Raw genomic sequence first — 19,920 nt, 5'->3', positions numbered from 1 at the left:
GCGGGGGAGTCATGCCGTGCGGAGCACCGCGCAGCCGCCGGGCGGCAGTTCGGACAGCGTGCTGTCCGTGAGCAGGTCGTGGCCGGGCTCCGGCAGGGGCACGGGCTCGGGGCGGTGGTTGATCAGGACGCGCCAGCGGCGGCCGTCCGGGGCTTGCCGGACGACGGCCTCGACCTGAGCAGGCAGGCCCGGCACCTCGGGACCCACCTCCGCCTCGCCGAGCAGCCGGGCGACCAGGGCGGCGTGGTCGGCGTCGTCGAGGCGGGTGGACAGGTACCAGCCCTGCCCGGTGCCGTAGCGGTGACGGGTCAGCGCCGGGCTGCCGGCGAGCATGCCGTGGGTGTAGGAGGCGAGCGTCTCCGCACCTTCGGCGCGCAGCGACTCGCTCCAGACGGTGGCGTGCGATCCGTCCGACAGGGTGATCCGCTCGTCGTGGCGCAGTGGCCGGTACTCCTCGACGCGGATGCCCAGCGCCTCGCGGAGGGGGTCGGCGGGGTAACCGCCGAGCCGGGCGTGCATGCGGTCGTCGACGTATCCGCTCGCGTGCTGGACGAGGAGGGTTCCGCCACCCTCGACGTAACGACGCAGGTTCTCGGCCGCCCTGTCGGACAGGAGGAACAGGGCCGGCGCGATGACGAGCGGGAAGCGGCTCAAGTCGTGTTCGGGGTGCGCGAAGTCGACCGTGACGCCGGCGTCCCACAGTGCCCGGTGCGCCCGGCCGAGTGCCGCGTGGTAGTCGAGGTCCGCGGAGGGCAGGCCGTCCACGCCGAGCGCCCACCAGGCGTCCGAGTCGTGCAGGACCGCCACCGAAGCGGTGACCGTCGATCCCGCCAGCTCCCCGAGTCGGGCGACCGCCTCGCCGGCCTGCGTGACCTCACGGAAGATGCGGCTGTCGGGGCCCGCGTGCGGGACCATCGCCGAGTGCCACGTCTCGGCGCCGGCCCGGGACTGCCGCCACTGGAAGAAGAGGGCGCCCTCCGAACCGCGGGCGATGTGGCCGAGGGTGTGGCGCAGGATGTCCCCGGGTTCCTTGGCGAGGACCCGGTCGCGGTCGTAGACGGTATTGGTGCCCTGTTCCATCAGCAGCCAGGGGTGGCCGCCGGCCAGGGAGCGGGTGCGGTCGGCGTGGAAGGCGGTGTCGGCGGCGGCGTCCAGGCCGGGTGAGCCGGGGTAGTGATCGGAGGTGACGACGTCGAGTTCGCGGGCCAGGGCCCACAGGTCGATGTTCTGGTAGGCGGGGAGCATCAGGTTGGTCGTCACCGGCCGGTCGCTGTGCGCGCGGATCGCGTCGCGCTGCTCGCGGCAGCCGGCGATGATCTCGTCGGACCAGAAGCGGCGGAAGTCCAGTGCCTGGCCGGGGTTCTTGTGCCACTGCGTCGCGCGCGGCGGCAGCACCTGCTCCCAGGAGGTGTAGCGCTGGCTCCAGAAGGCGGTCCCCCACGCGTGGTTGAGGGTGTCCAGCGAGCCGTGGCGGGCGCGCAGCCACACCCGGAAGGCGGCAGCGGTGTGGTCGCAGTAGCAGAGCGTGCCGTACTCGTTGTGCACGTGCCACAGCGCGAGGGCGGGGTGGTCGCCGTACCGTTCGGCCAGGGCGGAGGCGATCCGGCGGGCCGCGCTGCGGTAGGCGGGCGCGGTGAGGCAGTAGGTGTCGCGGCTGCCGTGGGTGAGGCGGGTGCCGTCCGGGGTGACCGGCAGCGCGTCGGGGTGGGCCAGGGTGAACCAGGGCGGCGGGGAGGCGGTGGGGGTGGCCAGGTCGACGGCCACGCCGTTCGCGTGCAGGCGGTCGATGTGGGCGTCCAGCCAGGTGAAGTCGTAACGGCCCTCCTCCGGTTCCAGCAGGGCCCAGGAGAAGACGCCGACGGTGGCCAGGTTGACCCTGGCCCGGCGCATCAGCTCGTCGTCCTCCTTCCACACCGGTTCGTCCCACTGCTCGGGGTTGTAGTCGCCGCCGAAGGCGAGGCCGCCCAGGCGGTCGGTCAGGCTGCGGGTGGTCATGACTGGTCCTTGGAACGAAGGGACTCGGCAAATGCTGGGTGACTGCTCTGACGTACCGTCAGCGCTGGTGCGAGCAGGACACATTCGTCCACGGGCTGCTCCTGCCGCATCACGGCGTCGAGCCGGCTCATCAACTGCTCGACCGCCACACGGCCGAGTTCCTGTGCCGGTCCGGAGACGGCGGTGAGCGCGGACGTGTGCTGCTCGGCCGGCTGCTCCGGGTACAGGGCGACCACCGAGGCGTCCTTGGGAACCGACCGCCCGCCGGCGCCCAGCAGGGTGAGCAGCGGGCCGATCGCTCCCTCGTTCTGCACCACGAACCCGGTGGTCTCGGGCCGGTCGGCGAGAATGCGGGCCAGTGTCCCGGCGGTGCCCTCGTGCGTCCCGTCGCACGCACGGTGCAGGAAGCGCACACCGCGCTGCCCGGCGCGCTCACCGAAGCCCGCCAGGGTGCGTACGGCGTATCCGGCGTGCCGCTTGTGGACGCCGGACCCGTAGCCGATGAAGGCGACGTCCCGGTGGCCGAGATCGGCGAGGTGGTCCACGCACAGCGCACCGGCGGCCGCGAAGTCGTGGTCGACGCAGGACAGTCCGCGCGGGTCGTCGGGCAGGCCGATGAGCACGGACTGCGTGCCCTCGGCCCGCAGCGCGGGGACGCGTTGGTCGTCCAGCCCGACGTCCATGAGGATCACGCCGTCCGCCAGCCCGCTCGCCGCCACCCGCCGCACCCCGTCGGGCCCCTCGTCGTCGGTGATCAGCAGGACGTCGTACCCGTGCCGGCGGGCCGCCGTGGTGACGGAGAGGGCGATCTCCGTCGTGATCGGCACGTACACGTCGGTGCGCAGCGGCACCATGAGGGCGATGACGTGCGAGCGGCGGCCCGCCGGCGCGCGGGCGCCGGCGTCGAGGTGGTAGCCCGGAGCGGCCGCGGAACGGGGGACGCGACGCCGGGTCTCCTCGGAGATCGGGCGCTTGCCGTCGAGCGCGTAGCCGACCGTGCTGGAGGCGCGTGCGGGTCTCACCATGGTGGCGCTCGGTGTCCTTCCTGGCGGTGGTGAGGGAGCGGCTCCGCTCCAGCAGCGGGGAATGGGCGGGCGGAGCCGCTCCCGGTCAAAGGGCGGCGTTGCAGGCGCGCGACCGGTTCACCTTTTGATCGCGCTGATCGTCCACCCGTTCGTGCAGGAGCATTTCCGCACCGCTGTGCTCACGGGAACCGGAGTCGACCATGCTGTGCCGACGAAGCTTCTGCGGTTCAACTCGTTACTCAAGGCGGCGGCCCTTCCCCTTCGGAGCGTCGAAGCGCTTCACCTGGCGGCCGAACCTTATTGACACCTTTCTTGCGAAACAAGAGGGCAGGCATCAAGAAAATTTCTTTTGTCCCAGGTCGTTGACAGCCTGTGGCTGCGGTGAGAGCGTCGAAGCGCTTCGACAGCCCGCACCCAGCCTGCTTAGGGGTCTACCTCGTGGGTTCTCCCTCCCTGCCCGCCGCCCGGCTCCCGTTCCGCGACCCGGCGCTGCCGATCGACAAGCGCGTCGACGACCTGCTCGGCCGGCTCACGCTCGACGAGCGGATCGCGCTGCTGCACCAGTACGCGCCGGCCGTCGAACGCCTCGGCATCGCCGCGTTCCGCACCGGCACGGAGGCGCTGCACGGCGTGTCCTGGCTCGGCGAGGCGACGGTCTTCCCGCAGGCCGTGGGACTGGGCGCGACCTGGGACGAGGACCTGGTCCACCAGGTCGCCGAGGCCGTCTCCACCGAGCTGCGCGCTTTCCACCACCACCGCCCGACGGCGAACGGCATCGGCACCAACAGCCTCCAGGCCTGGGCCCCCGTGGTGAACCTGCTCCGCGACCCGCGATGGGGGCGCAACGAGGAGGGCTATTCCGAGGACCCGGTACACACCGCGCGGCTGGGCACGGCCTACTGCGCGGGCCTGGCCGGCGGCCACCCCACCTACCTGCGCGCGGCCGCGGTGCTCAAGCACTTCCTCGCCTACAACAACGAGGACGACCGCTGCGTCACCTCCTCCGGTCTGCGCCCCCGCGTCCTGCAGGAGTACGACCTGGCCGCCTTCCGGCCCGTCGTCGCCTCGGGCGCGGCGACCGGCGCGATGGCCGCGTACAACCTGGTCAACGGCCGTCCCTGCCACGTCAGTCCGCTCATCGAGACCGAACTGCGCAGCTGGGTCCTGCCGACCGGACATGAGCTGTTCGTCGTCAGCGACGCCGAGGCGCCGTCCAACCTGGTCGACCAGGAGCACTACTTCGACGACCACGCCGCGGGCCACGCCGCCGCACTGAAAGCCGGCATCGACAGTTTCACCGACCAGAACGAGGACAGCACGACCGTGATCGGCCGACTGCGCGAGGCGCTGGAGCGCGGCCTGATCGACGAGGCGGACGTCGACCGCGCGGTACGGCGCCAGCTGCAACTCCGCTTCCGGCTCGGCGAGTTCGACCCGGACCTCGACCCGTACAGCGGCATCGGCCCGGAGGTGATCGACTGCGCCGAGCATCGCGCCCTCGCCCTGCGCGCCGCGACCGAGTCGGTGGTGCTGCTCAAGAACGACGGCCTGCTGCCCCTCGACGCGGACCGCGCACCGCGGATCGCCGTCATCGGCCCGCTCGCCGACGCCCTGTACGAGGACTGGTACAGCGGCACCCTGCCCTACCAGGTCGGCATCGCCTCCGGGCTGAGCGCGGCGCTCGGTGAAGGCCGGGGCGACGTCGTCACCGCGGAGTGCGCCGACCGGATCGCGCTGCGTTCCCGCACCACGGGCGACCCGTTGGGCGGGACCGCGTTCGACGTCTCCGAGTGGGGAAACGGTGTCCTGACCCTGCGCGACACCGCAACCGGCCGCTACCTCACGCGCAAGGACGACGACTCGCTCGTCGCGGACCAGGAGGTCATCAAGACCTGGTTCATCAACGAAACTTTCCTCCTGGAGCCCGATCCGGTCGGCGACTCCGACACCGTGCTCCTGCGCAACGTCTTCACCGGCCGCTACGCGGTCGTCGATCCCGCCGACGGCCGCGTCCGCGTCACCGCCGAAACCCCGCAGGCCGCCGAACGCTGGCAGCGGGAGCTGCTGCGGGACGGCGCGGCGCAGGCCCAGGCCGTCGCCGAGGCGGCCGACGTGGCGATCGTCGTCCTCGGCAACCACCCGCTCATCAACGGCCGCGAGACCGAGGACCGTACCGGAATCGCCCTGCCCGAGACCCAGGAAGCGCTGTTGCGCACGGTGGCCGCGGTCCGCCCGGAGACGGCGCTGGTCGTCATGAGCAGTTACCCCTACGCCCTCGACTGGGCCGACGAGCACCTGCCCGCCGTGGTGTGGACGTCCCACGGCGGGCAGGAGACAGGCCGGGCACTGGCCGCCGTGCTGCTCGGCGAGGCCGACCCCGCGGGCCGGCTGCCGCAGACCTGGTACCGGGGCGACGACGAGCTCCCGCACCCCCTCGATTACGACGTCGTCAAGGCGGGCTGGACCTACCAGTACCACCGCACGGCACCCCTGTACCCGTTCGGCCACGGCCTGTCCTACACCGACTTCGCCCACGACGACCTGCGGCTGTCCACAGCGACGGTGGCGCAGGACGGCACGCTCGACGTCACGGTGGCGCTCTCCAATACCGGAGCGCGGCCCGGAAGCGAGGTGGTCCAGCTGTACGTCCGTGCCCTGGACACCCGCTACGAGGCACCCCGGCTCAAGCTCGCGGACTTCCGCAAGGTACGGCTCGAGGCAGGCGAGAGCCGGCAACTGGCCTTCCGGCTGCCCGCCGAACAGCTCGCTCACTGGGACGTCGCCACCGGGACCTTCACCGTGGACCCCGGCGCCTACGAGGTCCTCGTCGCCCGTTCCGCGGAACACGTCACCCTCACCGCACGGTTGACGGTGACCGGCACGGCCCCCGCACCCCGGGCGGTCGTCGACCGGCGCACCCTGGCCGTCGACTTCGACGACTACACGGACGTCACCCTCGTCGACGCCACCCGCACTGCCGGCGACGCGGTGACGCCGGCCGATCCCGCACGCCCCGCGACCCTGCTGTTCCGCTCCGTGGACCTGTCGCGTGCCGCCCGCTTCGAGGCGGAGGTCGCGCGGGAGGACACCGGGCCGGGTGAAGCACGCCTTGAGGTCCGGGCCGGCGACCGGCTTCTGACGGAGATCGCCGTACCGGTCACGGGCAGTCGCTACACGTGGACCACGGCAACCGCCGACACCGAGGCCCCCGGCGACGGTGTCCACGACCTGCGGCTGACCCTGCACGGCGCCTTCCGCCTCGCCGCCTTCCGCTTCGACTCGCCCGCCGACGACCCGCACGGCGAGGCCGGAGCCGTCTGAGAGCGGCGCGGGCGGGAGCGCATCGCCGCTTCCGAGGAGGCCAGGCGGCAGAACTCACTCCGGCGCCCCCGGCGACACCGTCTCGGTCCGTGGCCTGCGCAACGACGTCAAGTGCGTCACCGTTCTCGGACCGGTCAGGAGCTGACCCCTGACGTCTCCGGCGGCTACGGGGAAGTCCCCGGCGGCTACGGCGACGTCCCCGGCGTGCTGTGGGACACCGCACCGTCCGCGTCGGCACTCGACCCGCACGCCACCGTCCCGGCCGTCGAACTCGACGGTGAACTCGATCTCCACGTGGCGCAGGCCGTGCTCAGGCCCCCGCCGTGTCGCTCTCACCACTCTCATCGGAAGGAACCGCCCGCCCATGTATCAGCACGTCGAGGCCGGGATCGAGCGCCGCACCCAGGGGGAGGTGCTGCGCGTCGTACCCTGGGGCCCGCACGCGGTCCGGGTACGTGCGGCGGCCGACACCATCGACGACGAACTGAGCTGGGCGCTCGACCTGCCGGTGCGGGACGCGGGCGAGGCCGAGGTGCACGTCCGCGAGGACGGTACAGCCCGCCTGGTCAACGGACGCATCACCGTGGAGGCCGACGGGGACGGGCGACTGCACTTCCTGCGTACCGGGGAGGGGCAGGACGCCCGCGAACTGCTGGCCGAGAAGCGGCCGTACCACGGCTGTCCCGGCCCCCGCGTCCACACCCCGCGCGGCGACGGCACCTACACCGCCGAGCAGACCTTCGAAGGCTACGACGGCGAGCGCATCCACGGCCTGGGCCAGCAGCCGCACGGCGGCCTGGACCACAAGGGCCGCGTCATCGACCTGGTCCAGCGCAACACCGTCGTCTCGATCCCCTTCCTGCACTCCTCCCGCGGCTACGGACTGCTGTGGAACAACCCCGCCACGGGCCGCGTCGAACTCGCCGCGGACGCCACCCGCTGGGTCGCCGAGCAGACCCGCCAGATCGACTACTGGATCGTCGCGGGCGACACCCCCGCCGAGATCATGGCCGCCTATGCCGACGCCACCGGCCACCCACCCGTGCTGCCCGACTGGGCGAGCGGCTTCTGGCAGTCCAAGCTGCGCTACCGCACACAGGACGAACTCCTCGCCGTCGCCCGTGAGCACCACCGCCGCGGCCTGCCGCTGTCCGTCATCGTCTGCGACTTCTTCCACTGGACCCGCATGGGCGACTGGTCCTTCGACCCCGAGGACTGGCCCGACCCCGCTGCCATGACCAGGGAGCTGGGCTCCCTCGGCGTACGTCTCGTCGTGTCCGTCTGGCCCACCCTGCAGGACGACAGCGCCAACTACGAGGCCCTGCGCGCCTGCGGCGGCCTGGTCCGCGACAGCCACGGCGGCCTGCTGCGCCACCACTGGCCGGCGCGCGGCGGTGACCAGCGCTCCCTGCCGATGGCGTACTACGACGCGACGCATCCCCGCGCCCGGCACCTGCTGTGGGAGCAACTCCGCGCCAACTACACACAACTGGGCGTCACCGCCTTCTGGCTCGACGCCTGCGAACCCGACCTGCCGCCGAGTCTCGCGCCGCGAGCCGTCTACCACGCCGGACCGGGCCCGCAGGTCGGCAACGCATACGGTCACGAGCACGCCCGCGCCGTCGCCGAAGGACTGCGCGCAACCGGCGACGACCAGCCGCTGAGCCTGGTCCGCTCGGCCTGGGCCGGCAGCCAGCGCCACGGAGTCGCGCTGTGGTCCGGGGACATCCTGCCCACCTTCGACTCCCTGGCCGCCCAGGTCCGCGCGGGTCTGAACGTCGCCATGAGCGGCATCCCCTGGTGGCACACCGACATCGGCGGCTTCCTGGGCGGCAACCCGGACGACCCGGCGTACCGGGAACTCCTCATCCGCTGGTTCCAGTACGGCACCTTCAGCCCCGTCATGCGCCTGCACGGCGACCGCGAGCCCAATCAGCCCTTCAGCGCGCGGATGAGCGGCGGCCCCAACGAGGTCTGGTCGTACGGCGAGCGGGCCTACCCGATCCTGCGTGACCACCTCCTGCTGCGCGAACGCCTGCGCCCCTACCTCCATGGGCTCGCCGAGACCACCCACCGCACCGGCGCCCCGCCCATGCGCCCGCTGTTCTTCGACTTCCCCGACGACGAGACCGCCTGGGACGTCGACGACCAGTACATGCTCGGCCCCGAACTGCTCGTCGCACCGGTGATCGAGGCGGGCGCCCGCGAGCGGACCGTCCACCTGCCGCACGGGGCCCGCTGGATCGACACCGCGAGCGGCACGGAACACGAGGGCGGCAAGACGCTGCGCGTCGCCGCTCCGCTCGAGCGCATACCCGTCTTCGTCCGCGCCGGGTCACGTCTTACCGGGACGCTGATGTACTGACGTGTGCGCCGGCGTGAGGCCCTCTTCGCCAGTTGTCGGGAGACCTTTTGAGACGTGGGCGGGCCGGTCCGGAGCATGTGCTCCGGACCGGCCCGCCCACGCGACGTCAGCCTGCGGCGGGGACGGGGTCGCGGGTTGATGCGGGTGTCTCCTTCGGACCGGTCTCGGCCGGCACCGCAGAAGGAGCGGGGGCAGGGGCGTAGGGAATCTCGCCGCGCAGGACGGCCTTGGCACGGTCCTCGTCGAGCTCCCCCTCCCAGCGGGCGACGGCCAGGGTGGCGACGCCGTTGCCGACCAGACTGGTCAGGGCGCGGGCTTCGGACATGAACCGGTCGATGCCGAAGATCAGCGCGAGGGCGGCGACCGGGACGTGCGGAACGGCGCTGAGAGTGGCGGCCAGGGCGATGAAGCCGGAGCCGGTGACGCCTGCGGCGCCCTTGGAGGTGAGCAGCATGACGGCGAGCATGGTCAGTTGCTGGGTGAGGCTGAGGTCGATGCCGAGGGCCTGTGCGAGGAAGACGGAGCCCATGGTCAGGTAGATGGCGGTCCCGTCGAGGTTGAAGGAGTACCCGGCGGGCAGCGTGATGCCGACGACCGGTTTCGAGGCACCCGCGTGCTGGAGCTTGGCCATCATGCGCGGCAGGACGGGCTCGGTGGAGGAGGTGCCCAGGACGATCAGCAGCTCCTCCTTGATGTAGCGCAGGAAGGGCAGCAGCCGCAGTCCGTTCAGGCGCATCACGGTCCCGAGGACGACCAGGACGAAGAAGAGGGCGGTCAGCCAGAACGAGCCGACCAGCAGGCCCAGATGGCGCAGGGTGCCCAGGCCGTAGTTGCCGATGGTGAAGGCCATCGAGCCGAACGCGCCGATGGGGGCGAGCCGCATGATCCAGCGGATGAGCGTGAACAGGACCGTGGAGAACTTCTCGATGCCCCGGGCGATGCCCAGGCCCGCCTCCCCACTGGCGTGCAGGCCGAAGCCGAACAGCACCGACACCAGCAGCACCGGCAGGATCTCGTTGCCGGTCAGGGCACTGACCAGGGTGGCCGGGATGATGGCGAGGGCGAACTCGGCGAAGCCCTCGTGGGCCGTGGTCGCCTCCGGCGGCAGGCCCTTGGTGGTGAGGGTCGAGAGGTCGATGTGCAGACCGCTGCCCGGCTTGACGACGTTGACGACGACCAGGCCGATCACCATGGCCACGGTGGTCAGCACCTCGAAGTAGACCAGAGCCTTCAGGCTCACACGGCCGACCGCGCGGGCGTTGCCCATGGAGGCGATGCCGTGGACGACCGTGCAGAAGATGATCGGCGCGATGAACATCTTCACCAGCGCGATGAACCCGTCGCCGAGCGGCTTGAGGTCGGCGCCGAAGGACGGCCACAGCCCGCCCACGGCGGCGCCGAGGAGGACGGCGATCAGGCACTGGATGTAGAGGTGGGACAGCATCCGGCGGATGCGGCCCGGTGGAGCGGTGACGGTACCCGGGGCGGCGTCGTTGCGGCTCATGCGGGGCGTCCTTCCAGGACGGGAACGAGGAGTTCGGCTCGGGCGATACGCCGGGCGGCGCGGTGCAGGAGCACCGTGGGGGACGCGCCGTCCGGTGCGGGGACGGCTTGGGTGGTGACCACGCCGGCGGGGGTGCCCAGGCGCAGCGTGCCGTCGGCGGTCTGCCGGGCGACGCGGTGGGCGAGGGTGCCGGGGGTGGCGGCGGCCGTGGCCAGGGCCACGGCGGAGGTCAGGCCGATCGCCGGGTGCGGGGCGTGCATGGAGACCATGCGCACGGCCAGGTCGTACTCGTCCTGGTTGACGAGTATGCCCTGTGTGGTGCGATAGGGGGCGGGCCGGGCGACGATGCCTACCTTCGGCACCGCGTGGCTGACCGGATCGCCCTCGCGGGCCAGGCCCATGGCCAGCGCTGCCTGGCGGCGCAGCAGTGTCAGCGCGGGCACTGCGGTGGCGAACGCGGTGAGGGATTCCGTGCCGTCGAGGCCGAACGCCTTGGCCTCGAACAGCGCGGCCGGCGCACCGGCGTCCACCAGGGATGCCTCCACGGGACCGTCCGGTCCGGTCAGCTCGTCCAGTGCCCGGCCGGTCGGCAGGGCGCGGCCGGTCGTCGAGCCCGCCGGGTCCTGAAACCCGAGCAGGACCGGCACGCCGGGCGCCGAGGTACCCGGCACCACGGCCGTGCCCTCCTCCGGGGCCATGCCCGCGGGGGTGGGGATCGTGCCGGTGAGGCGGGCCCCGGTGTTGACGTTGAGCATGCGGACGGTGGTGGTGTCCGACGCGATCGGCACGAGATCGTGGTGGACGGCGTACAGGGCCACGGCGGTGGCGCAGTTGCCGCAGTTGCTGGCCCACTCCACGCGCTCGTCGCCGATGCCGACCTGCGCGAAGGCGTACTCGACATCCACACCGGGTCGGGTCGACGCCTGTACGACGGCGGCCTTGGAAGTGGTGGAGGAGGCGCCGCCCACGCCGTCGATCTGGCGAGGGTCGGCGGCGTTGAAGGCGGCGAGCAGGAGGGCGTCGACGTCCACGCCCGTGGCGGCCACGTCGCGGTGGTCGAAGATCCAGCACTTGCTGGTTCCTCCGCGGATCATCTCGCCCTGCAGACGCAGCACAACCGACTCCTCACAGACGTGGAAAGGGAAGTCCACCCGACGGTCTCGCCGTGCGTGGTGCCCTCCACGGTGGGTTACGGCAGCGTGAAGTACAATCTCGGAAATCTGCATGGCTATTAAGGTGAAGTGAACGCTGGAGGTGGCGGCATGCTCGACGTCCGGCGCATCCTGCTGTTCACGGAGGTCGCCCGGCGCGGCTCGGTGACCGCGACGGCCCGCGCCCTCAACTACACCCCGTCAGCGGTGTCGCAGCAGATCAGCCGCCTGGAAACGGAGGCGGGCCAGCCCCTGTTGGAGCGCCACGCCCGAGGCGTCACCCTCACCGACGCAGGACGGGCGCTGGCCGAACGAGGGCAACGGATCGCACGGGAACTGCAGGCCGCGGAAAACGAACTCGCCGACTACGCCGGACTGCGCGCGGGCACACTGCGCATCGGCACCTTCCCCACCGTCGGCGCCTCGCTCCTCCCGCATGCCGTGATCGCCTTCCGGGACGCCCACCCCGACGTACGGCTGACCGTCCGCAGCGCCCGGATCGCCGGACTCTGGACGATGCTGGAGAACCGGGAGATCGAGATGTCGCTGATGTGGGACTACGACTGGAGCCGAATCGACCGGGAGGACATCGTCATCACCCCTCTCCTCGATGACCCGCCGGCCCTTCTCGTCAGCGACCACCATCCACTCGCCGGCCGCGCCGCCGCCTCACTCGCCGACTTCGCACACGACCCCTGGATCACCCGCGCCGACCATCACCCGGTGGCCGAAGCCCTCGTCCGCGGCTGCCGCGCCGTCGGCTTCGAGCCCCACATCGCCTACGAGGCCCACGACTACCAGGAAGCCCAGGCCATGGTCGCCGCCGGCATCGGCGTCGCCCTCGCCCCCACCCTGGCCCTGGAGGGCATCCGACCCGGCGTCGACGTCCTGCCCCTCCAGCCGCCGGCCCCCGTCCGCCGCATCCTCCTGGTTCGCATGGCCGACCACTCGCTCACCCCCGCCGCCCTGACCTTCGCCGGCCTCCTCCGCGACACCGCCGCGGCCCGAACACCCTGACGGTGACACGCGGAGGCATGGCCAGACCACACCCGCTCCCGCCACCGACCAGCCCCTGGGACCTTCGCCGCCCTCAGCCTTTCCGCCTCACCGGCAGCCGCCGACTGGGCACGAGGCTGCCGTCGATGTAGACGTCCACCACAAAGGGTGCGGGCTCACCTCACGACGGAGGTGGAGCGTCGGGCCTGATCAACCCTTGGCTCCTGAGGTCGTCCCAGAGAGCCTGGGGGACGGCGCTCCGGTGCAGATCCACGTTCCGCTCCACCTGCTCCGGAGTTCGCATGCCAAGGGTGACGTTGACGACGCTGGGATGCGTGGAGGGGAAGGCGATGGCAGCGGCCGGCAGGGTGGTGCCGTGCCGCTCGCAGACCTGGGCAATGCACTCGTCGCAGTCACTCCCGGAGGCAGGACAGATGAACGACACGCCCGCGATCGCAGCGGCCCTGCCTGCGCAGGCCTCTCCCGCTGCGGCAGCAGCGGCGAAAGACTCGGACGAGCAGCGTGACTACCGCCCCGGTTACGAAATCGTGGCCGAGCGAATCCTCGAGTTCATCGCCGAGGCGCGGCTGGTGCCGGGCGACCGGATGCCCACGGAAAACGATCTCGCCCAGCAGTTGCGGTGGTCGACGCCCGGATCGACCGAACCGTCAAGGCACTCTTCGTTACGGCACCGGCGGCGCCGCGGACCAACCCTCGTCGAGTCCCGGCCGCTCCGTGTGCTCGACGTGCTCAACCAGTCGCTGCTCGAGGCGGACTCGGGACGATTCGCCAGTTTGGTCATCGGCACCGCCCGCCCGAGCCCCGGAGGCGCCCTGGACGTCGTCCTCACCGGCGGCGGGCATCCGCCGCCGCTGGTGCTGCGCCGTGGTGGCGCCGTGGCGGCTGTGGACGTGGACGGGATGCTGGTCGGGCCCCTGCCCGGCCCGGAATTCCGCCAGGCCGGAGTTCACCTGGCGCCCGAGGAGCTGCCATGGCCTCACCTGTCGGTGATATCGGAGAGCCATGCCGTGTCCTCCGGGCCGGGCGCTTCGGGGCCGGGTGCGGGCAGCCGGCGGACCTCGCCCGTGCGCAGGGCGACCGTGGCACGTGGCCGCATCGGCCCCTGACCCCTGCGTGAGAGCAGGACGAGTTCCCAGACTGTCACCGTCATGGCGTCGAGCCGGGTGGCGCAGTCGGCGCTGACTCGCTGCGGATCCCGGGTCCGGCCCAGGGAAAGGTGTGGGGTGAAGTTCTTGGCGGGCCCACGACAGTGCGGGAACCGCTGCTGCAGTGCGCTGTGCAGGTCCGCCCACGGCGCCGTGCCGGCCGCCGCGGGGTCGAGCCACACGGTGGAGTACGCCCTGTGCCGGAAGGTGCGCACCCCGTCCAGCCGAGCGGTGAAGACCGGCGTCTCGGCCATCGCCGCGGCGAGCAGCGGGGCGGCCCGCTCGAAGTCGGACTCCGGCACGAAGCCGAAGAGGACATTGACGTGCGGGGGCCAGCGGTGGATCTGTGGATCGTAGTCCCGGCGGATGTCCTGGATCGGCGGCCACAGCTCCGCGGGCGGGATCCAGGCCACCGCCGTGCGGGTCGTCGGGGACACGCCGAGGACGCCGGCGGGTTCGCCCCTGCCGAAGCCCGGGTCCGCTCGCGGGGCCCGCACCCGGCCGGCGCCCGACGCGTCGATGCGGTCCACACCCGTGGCCCGGTCCCAGACCACCTCGCCGTCCGCCTCGATGAACACCACCCGATGCCAGGGGATGTCGCCTCCGGGCACGAAGGAAGGCAGCGGGATGCGTTTGAAGGCATCCCCGCGCTGGCTGATCCCCAGCACGAACCGGGCCGGGTCGAACCGCGGGTCCCAGCGGATCCAGTGATAGATCTCGTCGCTGGTACGCATCACGCCCCCTCTCCCGCCGTCACACCTTCTCCTCCTCCAGGGTGCCGCTCATCCTGCCTTCGAGGGCTGTCCATCGCCGACCGCTATCAATCGGGTGCGGTGCGTGAGGGAGGTGACGTATGCCCGCCACACGCAACCACCCCATTCAGGTCGGTCAGTACCGGCGCGCGAGAACGCGTAGCGTCCCACCAAGCGCCGGGTCCGCGGAACCGCGCAGTACCCCGACGCCCCGTGCGAGCACCGCTTCCGCCGTGAGTGGCTCGTCGTGGCTTGGTTCGTCCCCGTGCTCAACTGGTGGTTCCCACGCCAGTTCGTGCTGGCCGTCGAGCGCGCGAGTGCCGGCGTGTCGCAGAAGGCGAGCAAGGCGGCTTTGGTGAACGCCTGGTGGGCGGTCCGGGTCGCGATCTTGTGATGGGCGAGTGGGGCTCCCCCCTGCTCGAAGAGCTTGGGGGAGCGTGCCGGGGCGCGCGACGGGGCGAATGTCGCCTGTTGCGGCACTAGGCCTTACGGGCCAGGCCGGCGGCGATGAGACGTTCCCAGACGGTGAGCTCCCGTTCGCCGCTGCTGTTCCACGGGTTGTCGACCACGTCAGGACGCCACCGGGACGCGGGGACGATCCCGGGGTCGAGGATCTCCAGGCCGTCCAGCAGGGATTCGATCTCCTCGTCGGTGCGCCACCGGCCGCGGCCGAAAGTCCGCTGGAGGACTGCCTCGGCCTCCGCTGTCTCCGGGTTGTTGCCGGAACGGAAGTGGCTGACGAAGAAGTAGCTGCCGGACGGCACGTGGTCGCGCCAGTAGCGGACGATTCCGGCTGGGTCCTCCTCGTCGTTGACGTGGTGAAGGATCGCGCTGAACATGACGGCGACGGGACGATCGAAGTCGATCAGTTCCAGGGTGTCCGGGTGGGTACGGACGTCTTCGGGGTTGCGTACGTCGGCCGGGACGAACCGGGTCCGGTCGTTCTCCTCCAACAGCGCACGGCCGTGGACCAGCACTTGGGGGTCGATGTCCACGTACACGACCCGAGACTCCGGAGCGTGCCGTTGCGCGACCTGGTGGACGTTGTCGGCGGTCGGAAGACCACTGCCCAAGTCGATGAACTGCCGTACGTCGGTGGTCGTCGCGATCTCCCCGACCGCCCGGATCAGGGCTGCCCGGTTGGCGAAGGCGATTGCCACCGAACCAGGGAGGTCACGTTTGAACACGTCGCCGATCTCCCGGTCCACGGCGTAGTTGTCCTTGCCGCCGAGCAGGTAGTCGTAGACGCGGGCGATACTGGGCTTGGTGGGGTCGATGGAGGAGCCTTCATCCGTCATGTCGACAATCCTCCCCTGTGACGTCGCCTGCTGACCATCACTTTGGAATCCTCGGGCGCACCTTCCCCGCGAAGTGGGCTCGCGCTGGTCGCACGGCCGCGTCAGGTCATGTCGGCAGCGTCCACAGCTGATTGGGCGTGCCGGCGCAGGTCCAGATCTGCAACCGCGTGCCGTTGGCGGAACTCTGCCCGGTGGCGTCCAGGCACTTCCCGGACGCGGAGTTCACCAGGGTGCCGTTCGCCTGGGGCTTCCACTGCTGAGCACCGGTGCCGTTGCACGAGTACAGCTGGATCCTGGTGCCGTCGGCTGTCCCGGCGCCAGTGACGTCCATGCACTTGCCGAGGGTGCGCAGGGATCCGTCGGTGGCCACGGTCCACTGCTGGGCCGCGGTGCCGTTGCAGTCCCAGAGCTGGATGGCCGTACCGTCCGCGGTGCCGGCCCCGGCGACGTCGACGCACTTGCCACCGATACCGGTGACAGGACCGGCCGGGGACGGCGGTGGCGGCGTACTGGAGGCAACGTAGGGGTTGTCGGCGTTGGTCAGGGTCTCCCAGGCCACGAAGAGGTTGTTGGTGCCTTGCGGACGGTGCGACTCCGTGTACGACCGGGTGTTGGCCATCGCATAGCCGTACCGGTTGTGCATGGCGTTGAAACCGGGCTCGGTGACCGGGCCGAGACCGAGGTTGAGCGTGCCGTTGCACAGCCACGCCGGGACCGCGGCGCCGTTCTCGTAGGTGGTCTGGAAGCCCAGCGCCTGCCGCAGCCGCTCACCGACCTGGGGGTACAGGTCCTGACCCTGGATCAGCGCGGTCTCCGCGACGTGGGAGATCGCGGAGATGCCGTACCCAGTGTGGGTGAAGTCCCGGCAGGTCTCCTGGGTGAGGCCCGTGACGAAGGTCGACTGCCCCTGCCAGTAGTTGATCACCTTTTGCGAGGTGTCCAGGCCGCTGCCGGGCACCGTCTTGGGCAGGGAGCCGTCCGAGGACAGGTAGATGTAGGCCGGGACCCGGTTCAGGTAACGCTTGATGGCCGAGTCGTAGCCGGCCGGGTCCTCGATGAAGACGGAGATGCCGACGGCTGCCTCCATCATCGAAAGCTCCCAGTTGCCGTTGCTGTTGGATCCGTTGATGACCTCGGGGAGGTAGACGTTCCGCAGCATCGCCGTGAAACGGCCGATGTCCGAGGAGGACCAGCCGGTGTAGGTGTAGCGGATGATCTCGGCGGCCCGGGGCCACACCGAACCCGCCCAGCCCGTCTGCAGCGGGGCGTTGCTGTTGGTGTGGTCGGTGATCACGGCGGACCACGCGTTCATCAGCTGGATCGACTTGTCGGCGTACCGGCTGTCGCCGCTGACGTACCAGATCAGCGCGTCGGTGTAGGCCGCGATGGCGTCCTGCCGCTCGTCGGTGCAGCCGTGGTCCGGGTTGGAGTAGGAGCCGCACTCGACGACCGACCACGGCTTGGGGACGCGCGACAGCGAGGCGTAGGAACTCGACGTCATCTGCCGGTATGCGGAGGCCCATGGCTGGACGCCTGTCCGTACCTGGGCACGGACGTAGTCCAGCTGGGGTCTGCTCACCATCACGCCGGGATGGGTGAAGGTGGTGGGTGAGGCGGCGACCGTCTCCCCGGTGGTGGCGGTGCCCTGCGCGGAGGCCGGGCCGGCGAGGCCGCCACAGAGCAGGGCCGCTGCCGCGAGGGTTCCGGGAAGCACGGTTGCGGCGCGGATCCGCCGCAGGAATTGACGCAGTTGCATGGCAGGTTCTGCCCTTCGGACTGGTCTTACCGGTGCGGAACGGATCAGGCGGGCAGGACCCACTTCTGGTTGGCGCTGCCGCCGCAGGACCAGATCTGGGACTGCGTGCCGGCTGTGGTGGACCAGTCGGTGTCGTCGAGGCACTTGCCCGACTGCGGGTTCAGCAACGAGCCGTCGGCCTGCGGGACCCATACCTGCGCGCCCGTGCCGTTGCAGTCGTACAGCTGCACCTTGGTGCCGTTTGCGGTGCCGCCGGCCGTGACGTCCAGGCACTTCCCGAGCACCCGCAGGGTGTGGTTGGAGTCGTTGACCGTCCAGGTCTGGGCGTTCGTACCGTTGCATGTGTAGACCTGGATCGGGTTGCCGTTGGCCGTGGAAGCGCCCCTGTCGTCGAGGCAGAGGCCCGCGTAGCCGGTGATCGGACCGGTGTGGGTGGTGCCGCCGCCGCCACCGCCGCCGATGCCGTTGAAGATGCGGGCGAACTGGTAGGGGCTCTGCGGGGTGCCGCTGCAGGTGTCGGAGAGCGTGCCGTTGGCCGCACAGGCCGTGTCACGGCCGAGGGACCAGTAGCCGATCTGCTGGATGCCGTTGGACTTGGCGAAGTCGGTGAGCGTGGTGGCGTTGCCCGTCGTGAAGATCTCGTTGAGGGAGTCGTTCACGCCGATCATGGGGGTGTTGCCCTCCATGGCCCACAGCTGGGCGGAGGTCTTCGTGGGCCAGACGTTCCCCAACTGGGTGTGGAGTGCGGTGGCGGCGCTGACGGCGGCCGAACCCATGTCGGAGACGTTCTGGTAGTAGTCCATGGTCATGATGTTGACCAGGTTGACGTTCACATTGCGGGACTTGGCATTGTCGACCAGGCTCAGCCCGTCCTTGTCGAGACCGTCGGGGTTCGTCGGCAGCGTGTAGTCGATGTCCAGTTTCCGGCCGGCGGCCGCGGCAGCCGCCTGGAGGCCCGCGATGGCCTGGTTCCGGCGGTCGTTGGCGGCGGTGTCCTTGAGCGCCGACCCCTCGATGTCGAAGTCGAGCCGGGTGAGGTTGAGCGTGTCGATGACCCGTTGGTACTGGGTCCGGAGAGCCGACACGGTGCCGCACGCCTGGGCGAGTTCGGTTCCGGAGGCGCCGCCGAAGGACGCGATGACGTCGCCGCCGGAGGCCCGCAGGTTGTTGATCGCGGTGGTCCAGCCGCCGTCGCCGATCGCCATGTTGCCGTTGAAGGTGGCGTTACAGGTGCCGTCGCTGAGAACGAACCCGAGGTGGAAGTGGTTGACGCCCGTGGCGGCCTGGGCGTTCGCCATGGCGGACGGGGGGTTCCAGGTCTCCACCCAGGGCGCGACGTACTGGGCGGGAAAGCCCGGTCCGGGGTTGGCTGCTGCCTGGGCGTCAGGGGCGGCACCGAGCAGGGAGACCGACGCCAGGAAGCCGACGAGGGGGGACAGATGTCTGATGCGCATGGGCCATCCAACTGGGTCTGGTGAGGGACCGGTTCGTGGGGGAGGAGATGGAGCGGCCGAGCAGCGCGAAGTCAACTAGCGAAGAAAGCAATGCGCAAGAGAACTGACAGGAAAGGTTCCTGTCGTCGCTGACTTCGACTTCTTCGAACGGCTGCGCGTCCCGGCCCGCAGCGCCGTTTCACGAAGTTGCGTCACAGATCCCGCTCGACTCCCTTGACGCCTTGATGCGTACGGGAGTTGAATGCGCGACGGCCGAGCACCGCAAGGGGAACGAGTGCCCTTGCACCCTTCGCTGTTGGTCCACCGCGTTCGCCGTCGCAGGGCGCTGGGGGTGGCCGGCGACGGCGATGACGGCAACGAACGCGGACGACGACTGCTCACGGCGGCTTGCCCGCGTCGTCGCCGTGCAGGAGGAAGCCGCGCACCGCCCGTCCGCCCCGGTCGCCGTGGCCGCGAGGGTGGGCCTGACACCGCCCCGGCTCCGCCCGACTCCGTCCGCAGAGCTACCGCAGCATGGACTCCGCCATGTCGCTGACTTGCTGAAGCTGACTGGCGGTGAGACGCCGCACGTCCCGGATGAGCTCGGCGAGGCCGGCAGCGGCGGACCAGAGGCTCGGGGACAGGCGATTGGAGCGGGACGCCGGTCAACGCCGCCAGGTCGCCGGCGGGCACGTCGAGCACAGTGGAGACGTCGACCAGCAGCTCGGGCGTCAGCTGCGTGCGACCGTGGCCACCTCGCCGTAGGTGGCAGCCGACCAATGCCGGCCGGTGACCATCAAGAACGTCCTGGCGGTGGTGAGCCGGTCGAGATTGCGGTTCCGGGCCATGCGCATCAGCAGAGCCCCGGGGGCCGGAAGACACCGCTCGTGGACCGGCAGGCCGGGAACAGGCTGCGTGCGCTCCCGGCGCGGCAGGGACGCCGCGAAATCGCGCCACTCGGCACGCTTCTCCGGCGGCAGAGCGACGGCGTGACGGACGAGGCCGGGCGCCCGCTCTCCGGCCCTGGTGTCCGCAGGGACAAGGCGCCGGGCACCTCCGCACCCGCGATCACGAAGAGGTCCGCGGTGTGCAGCCGGAGCGCGGGCGCAAGCCGCCGAAGCAGAGACGGGCGCGGCGCCCCGCCGCGGAGGAGGCTCA

11 protein-coding genes and 4 pseudogenes are annotated in these 19,920 nt (G+C 70.9%); 5 read left to right on the top strand and 10 right to left on the bottom strand.

From position 1 onward, the window contains the following. Positions 1–9: 9 nt before the first annotated feature. A complete protein-coding gene (locus SY2F82_RS20550) occupies positions 10–1,995 on the bottom strand; it encodes a beta-galactosidase (RefSeq protein WP_200420552.1) in 1,986 nt (661 codons plus the stop codon). Continuing rightward, positions 1,992–3,020 (bottom strand): LacI family DNA-binding transcriptional regulator, encoded by a 1,029-nt coding sequence (locus tag SY2F82_RS20545; protein ID WP_200420551.1) that lies wholly within the window; start codon positions 3,018–3,020, stop codon positions 1,992–1,994. Before SY2F82_RS20545 ends, SY2F82_RS20550 begins: the two co-directional genes overlap by 4 nt. A 438-nt stretch (positions 3,021–3,458) precedes the next feature. On the opposite strand from SY2F82_RS20545, the gene SY2F82_RS20540 reads away from it, so the two are divergent. Beyond that, positions 3,459–6,341: a glycoside hydrolase family 3 protein gene (locus SY2F82_RS20540; RefSeq protein WP_200420550.1), complete on the top strand. Its 2,883-nt coding sequence runs from the start codon at positions 3,459–3,461 to the stop codon at positions 6,339–6,341. Between the two features lie 364 nt (positions 6,342–6,705). Continuing rightward, positions 6,706–8,706: a TIM-barrel domain-containing protein gene (locus tag SY2F82_RS20535; protein WP_200420549.1), complete on the top strand. Its 2,001-nt coding sequence runs from the start codon at positions 6,706–6,708 to the stop codon at positions 8,704–8,706. A gap of 106 nt (positions 8,707–8,812) precedes the next feature. Here SY2F82_RS20535 and dctA read toward each other — a convergent pair whose 3' ends face one another. Both dctA and SY2F82_RS20525 read right to left on the bottom strand, forming a co-directional pair. Beyond that, on the bottom strand, positions 8,813–10,210 hold the full coding sequence (dctA, locus tag SY2F82_RS20530; protein WP_200420548.1) for a C4-dicarboxylate transporter DctA: 1,398 nt from the start codon (positions 10,208–10,210) through the stop codon (positions 8,813–8,815). Further along, the gene (locus tag SY2F82_RS20525) at positions 10,207–11,325 is read right to left on the bottom strand and encodes a PrpF domain-containing protein (protein WP_200420547.1); all 1,119 of its coding nucleotides are present in this window, start codon (positions 11,323–11,325) and stop codon (positions 10,207–10,209) included. Before SY2F82_RS20525 ends, dctA begins: the two co-directional genes overlap by 4 nt. A 147-nt stretch (positions 11,326–11,472) precedes the next feature. On the opposite strand from SY2F82_RS20525, the gene SY2F82_RS20520 reads away from it, so the two are divergent. Beyond that, positions 11,473–12,378: a LysR family transcriptional regulator gene (locus SY2F82_RS20520; RefSeq protein WP_200420618.1), complete on the top strand. Its 906-nt coding sequence runs from the start codon at positions 11,473–11,475 to the stop codon at positions 12,376–12,378. A gap of 160 nt (positions 12,379–12,538) precedes the next feature. Here the strand turns inward: SY2F82_RS20520 and SY2F82_RS39035 are convergent. Continuing rightward, positions 12,539–12,757: pseudogene (locus tag SY2F82_RS39035) on the bottom strand (aldo/keto reductase); the annotation flags it as partial. Between the two features lie 34 nt (positions 12,758–12,791). Here SY2F82_RS39035 and SY2F82_RS39030 point away from each other — a divergent pair. Continuing rightward, positions 12,792–13,484 carry a SpoIIE family protein phosphatase gene (locus SY2F82_RS39030; protein ID WP_236041650.1) on the top strand — a complete coding sequence of 231 codons (693 nt, stop codon included), beginning with the start codon at positions 12,792–12,794 and terminating at the stop codon, positions 13,482–13,484. A gap of 56 nt (positions 13,485–13,540) precedes the next feature. Here the strand turns inward: SY2F82_RS39030 and SY2F82_RS20510 are convergent. Then, a pseudogene (locus tag SY2F82_RS20510) lies at positions 13,541–14,257 on the bottom strand (RNA repair domain-containing protein); the annotation flags it as partial. Between the two features lie 232 nt (positions 14,258–14,489). Between SY2F82_RS20510 and SY2F82_RS20505 the strand changes: the two are divergent. Beyond that, a pseudogene (locus SY2F82_RS20505) lies at positions 14,490–14,669 on the top strand (DUF4328 domain-containing protein); the annotation flags it as partial. 85 nt (positions 14,670–14,754) lie between these two features. On the opposite strand, the gene SY2F82_RS20500 reads toward SY2F82_RS20505, so the two are convergent. From SY2F82_RS20500 to SY2F82_RS20490, 4 genes and pseudogenes are all read right to left on the bottom strand, one after another. Beyond that, on the bottom strand, positions 14,755–15,573 hold the full coding sequence (locus SY2F82_RS20500; protein WP_200420545.1) for an SAM-dependent methyltransferase: 819 nt from the start codon (positions 15,571–15,573) through the stop codon (positions 14,755–14,757). Positions 15,574–15,679: 106 nt separating this feature from the next. Further along, positions 15,680–16,042 (bottom strand): RICIN domain-containing protein, encoded by a 363-nt coding sequence (locus SY2F82_RS39025; RefSeq protein WP_268980401.1) that lies wholly within the window; start codon positions 16,040–16,042, stop codon positions 15,680–15,682. Positions 16,043–16,096: 54 nt separating this feature from the next. Then, a pseudogene (locus SY2F82_RS20495) lies at positions 16,097–17,329 on the bottom strand (alginate lyase family protein); the annotation flags it as partial. Positions 17,330–17,373: 44 nt separating this feature from the next. Further along, positions 17,374–18,783 carry a chitinase gene (locus tag SY2F82_RS20490; protein ID WP_200420543.1) on the bottom strand — a complete coding sequence of 470 codons (1,410 nt, stop codon included), beginning with the start codon at positions 18,781–18,783 and terminating at the stop codon, positions 17,374–17,376. Positions 18,784–19,920 lie beyond the last annotated feature (1,137 nt).

Origin of the sequence: Streptomyces sp. Y2F8-2 (assembly GCF_014905555.1) — a bacterium.
GTDB lineage: Bacteria > Actinomycetota > Actinomycetes > Streptomycetales > Streptomycetaceae > Streptomyces > Streptomyces cynarae.
This window is presented reverse-complemented; position numbering and strand designations above follow the sequence as displayed.

Excerpts from the sequence above, each read along its gene's own strand:
- SY2F82_RS20535 (WP_200420549.1), top strand. The coding sequence starts at position 6,706 with ATGTATCAGCACGTCGAGGCCGGGATCGAGCGCCGCACCCAGGGGGAG.
- dctA (WP_200420548.1), bottom strand. The coding sequence starts at position 10,210 with ATGAGCCGCAACGACGCCGCCCCGGGTACCGTCACCGCTCCACCGGGC.
- SY2F82_RS20520 (WP_200420618.1), top strand. The coding sequence starts at position 11,473 with ATGCTCGACGTCCGGCGCATCCTGCTGTTCACGGAGGTCGCCCGGCGC.
- SY2F82_RS39030 (WP_236041650.1), top strand. The coding sequence starts at position 12,792 with ATGAACGACACGCCCGCGATCGCAGCGGCCCTGCCTGCGCAGGCCTCT.
- SY2F82_RS20500 (WP_200420545.1), bottom strand. The coding sequence starts at position 15,573 with ATGACGGATGAAGGCTCCTCCATCGACCCCACCAAGCCCAGTATCGCC.
- SY2F82_RS20545 (WP_200420551.1), bottom strand. The coding sequence starts at position 3,020 with ATGGTGAGACCCGCACGCGCCTCCAGCACGGTCGGCTACGCGCTCGAC.
- SY2F82_RS20490 (WP_200420543.1), bottom strand. The coding sequence starts at position 18,783 with ATGCGCATCAGACATCTGTCCCCCCTCGTCGGCTTCCTGGCGTCGGTC.
- SY2F82_RS20550 (WP_200420552.1), bottom strand. The coding sequence starts at position 1,995 with ATGACCACCCGCAGCCTGACCGACCGCCTGGGCGGCCTCGCCTTCGGC.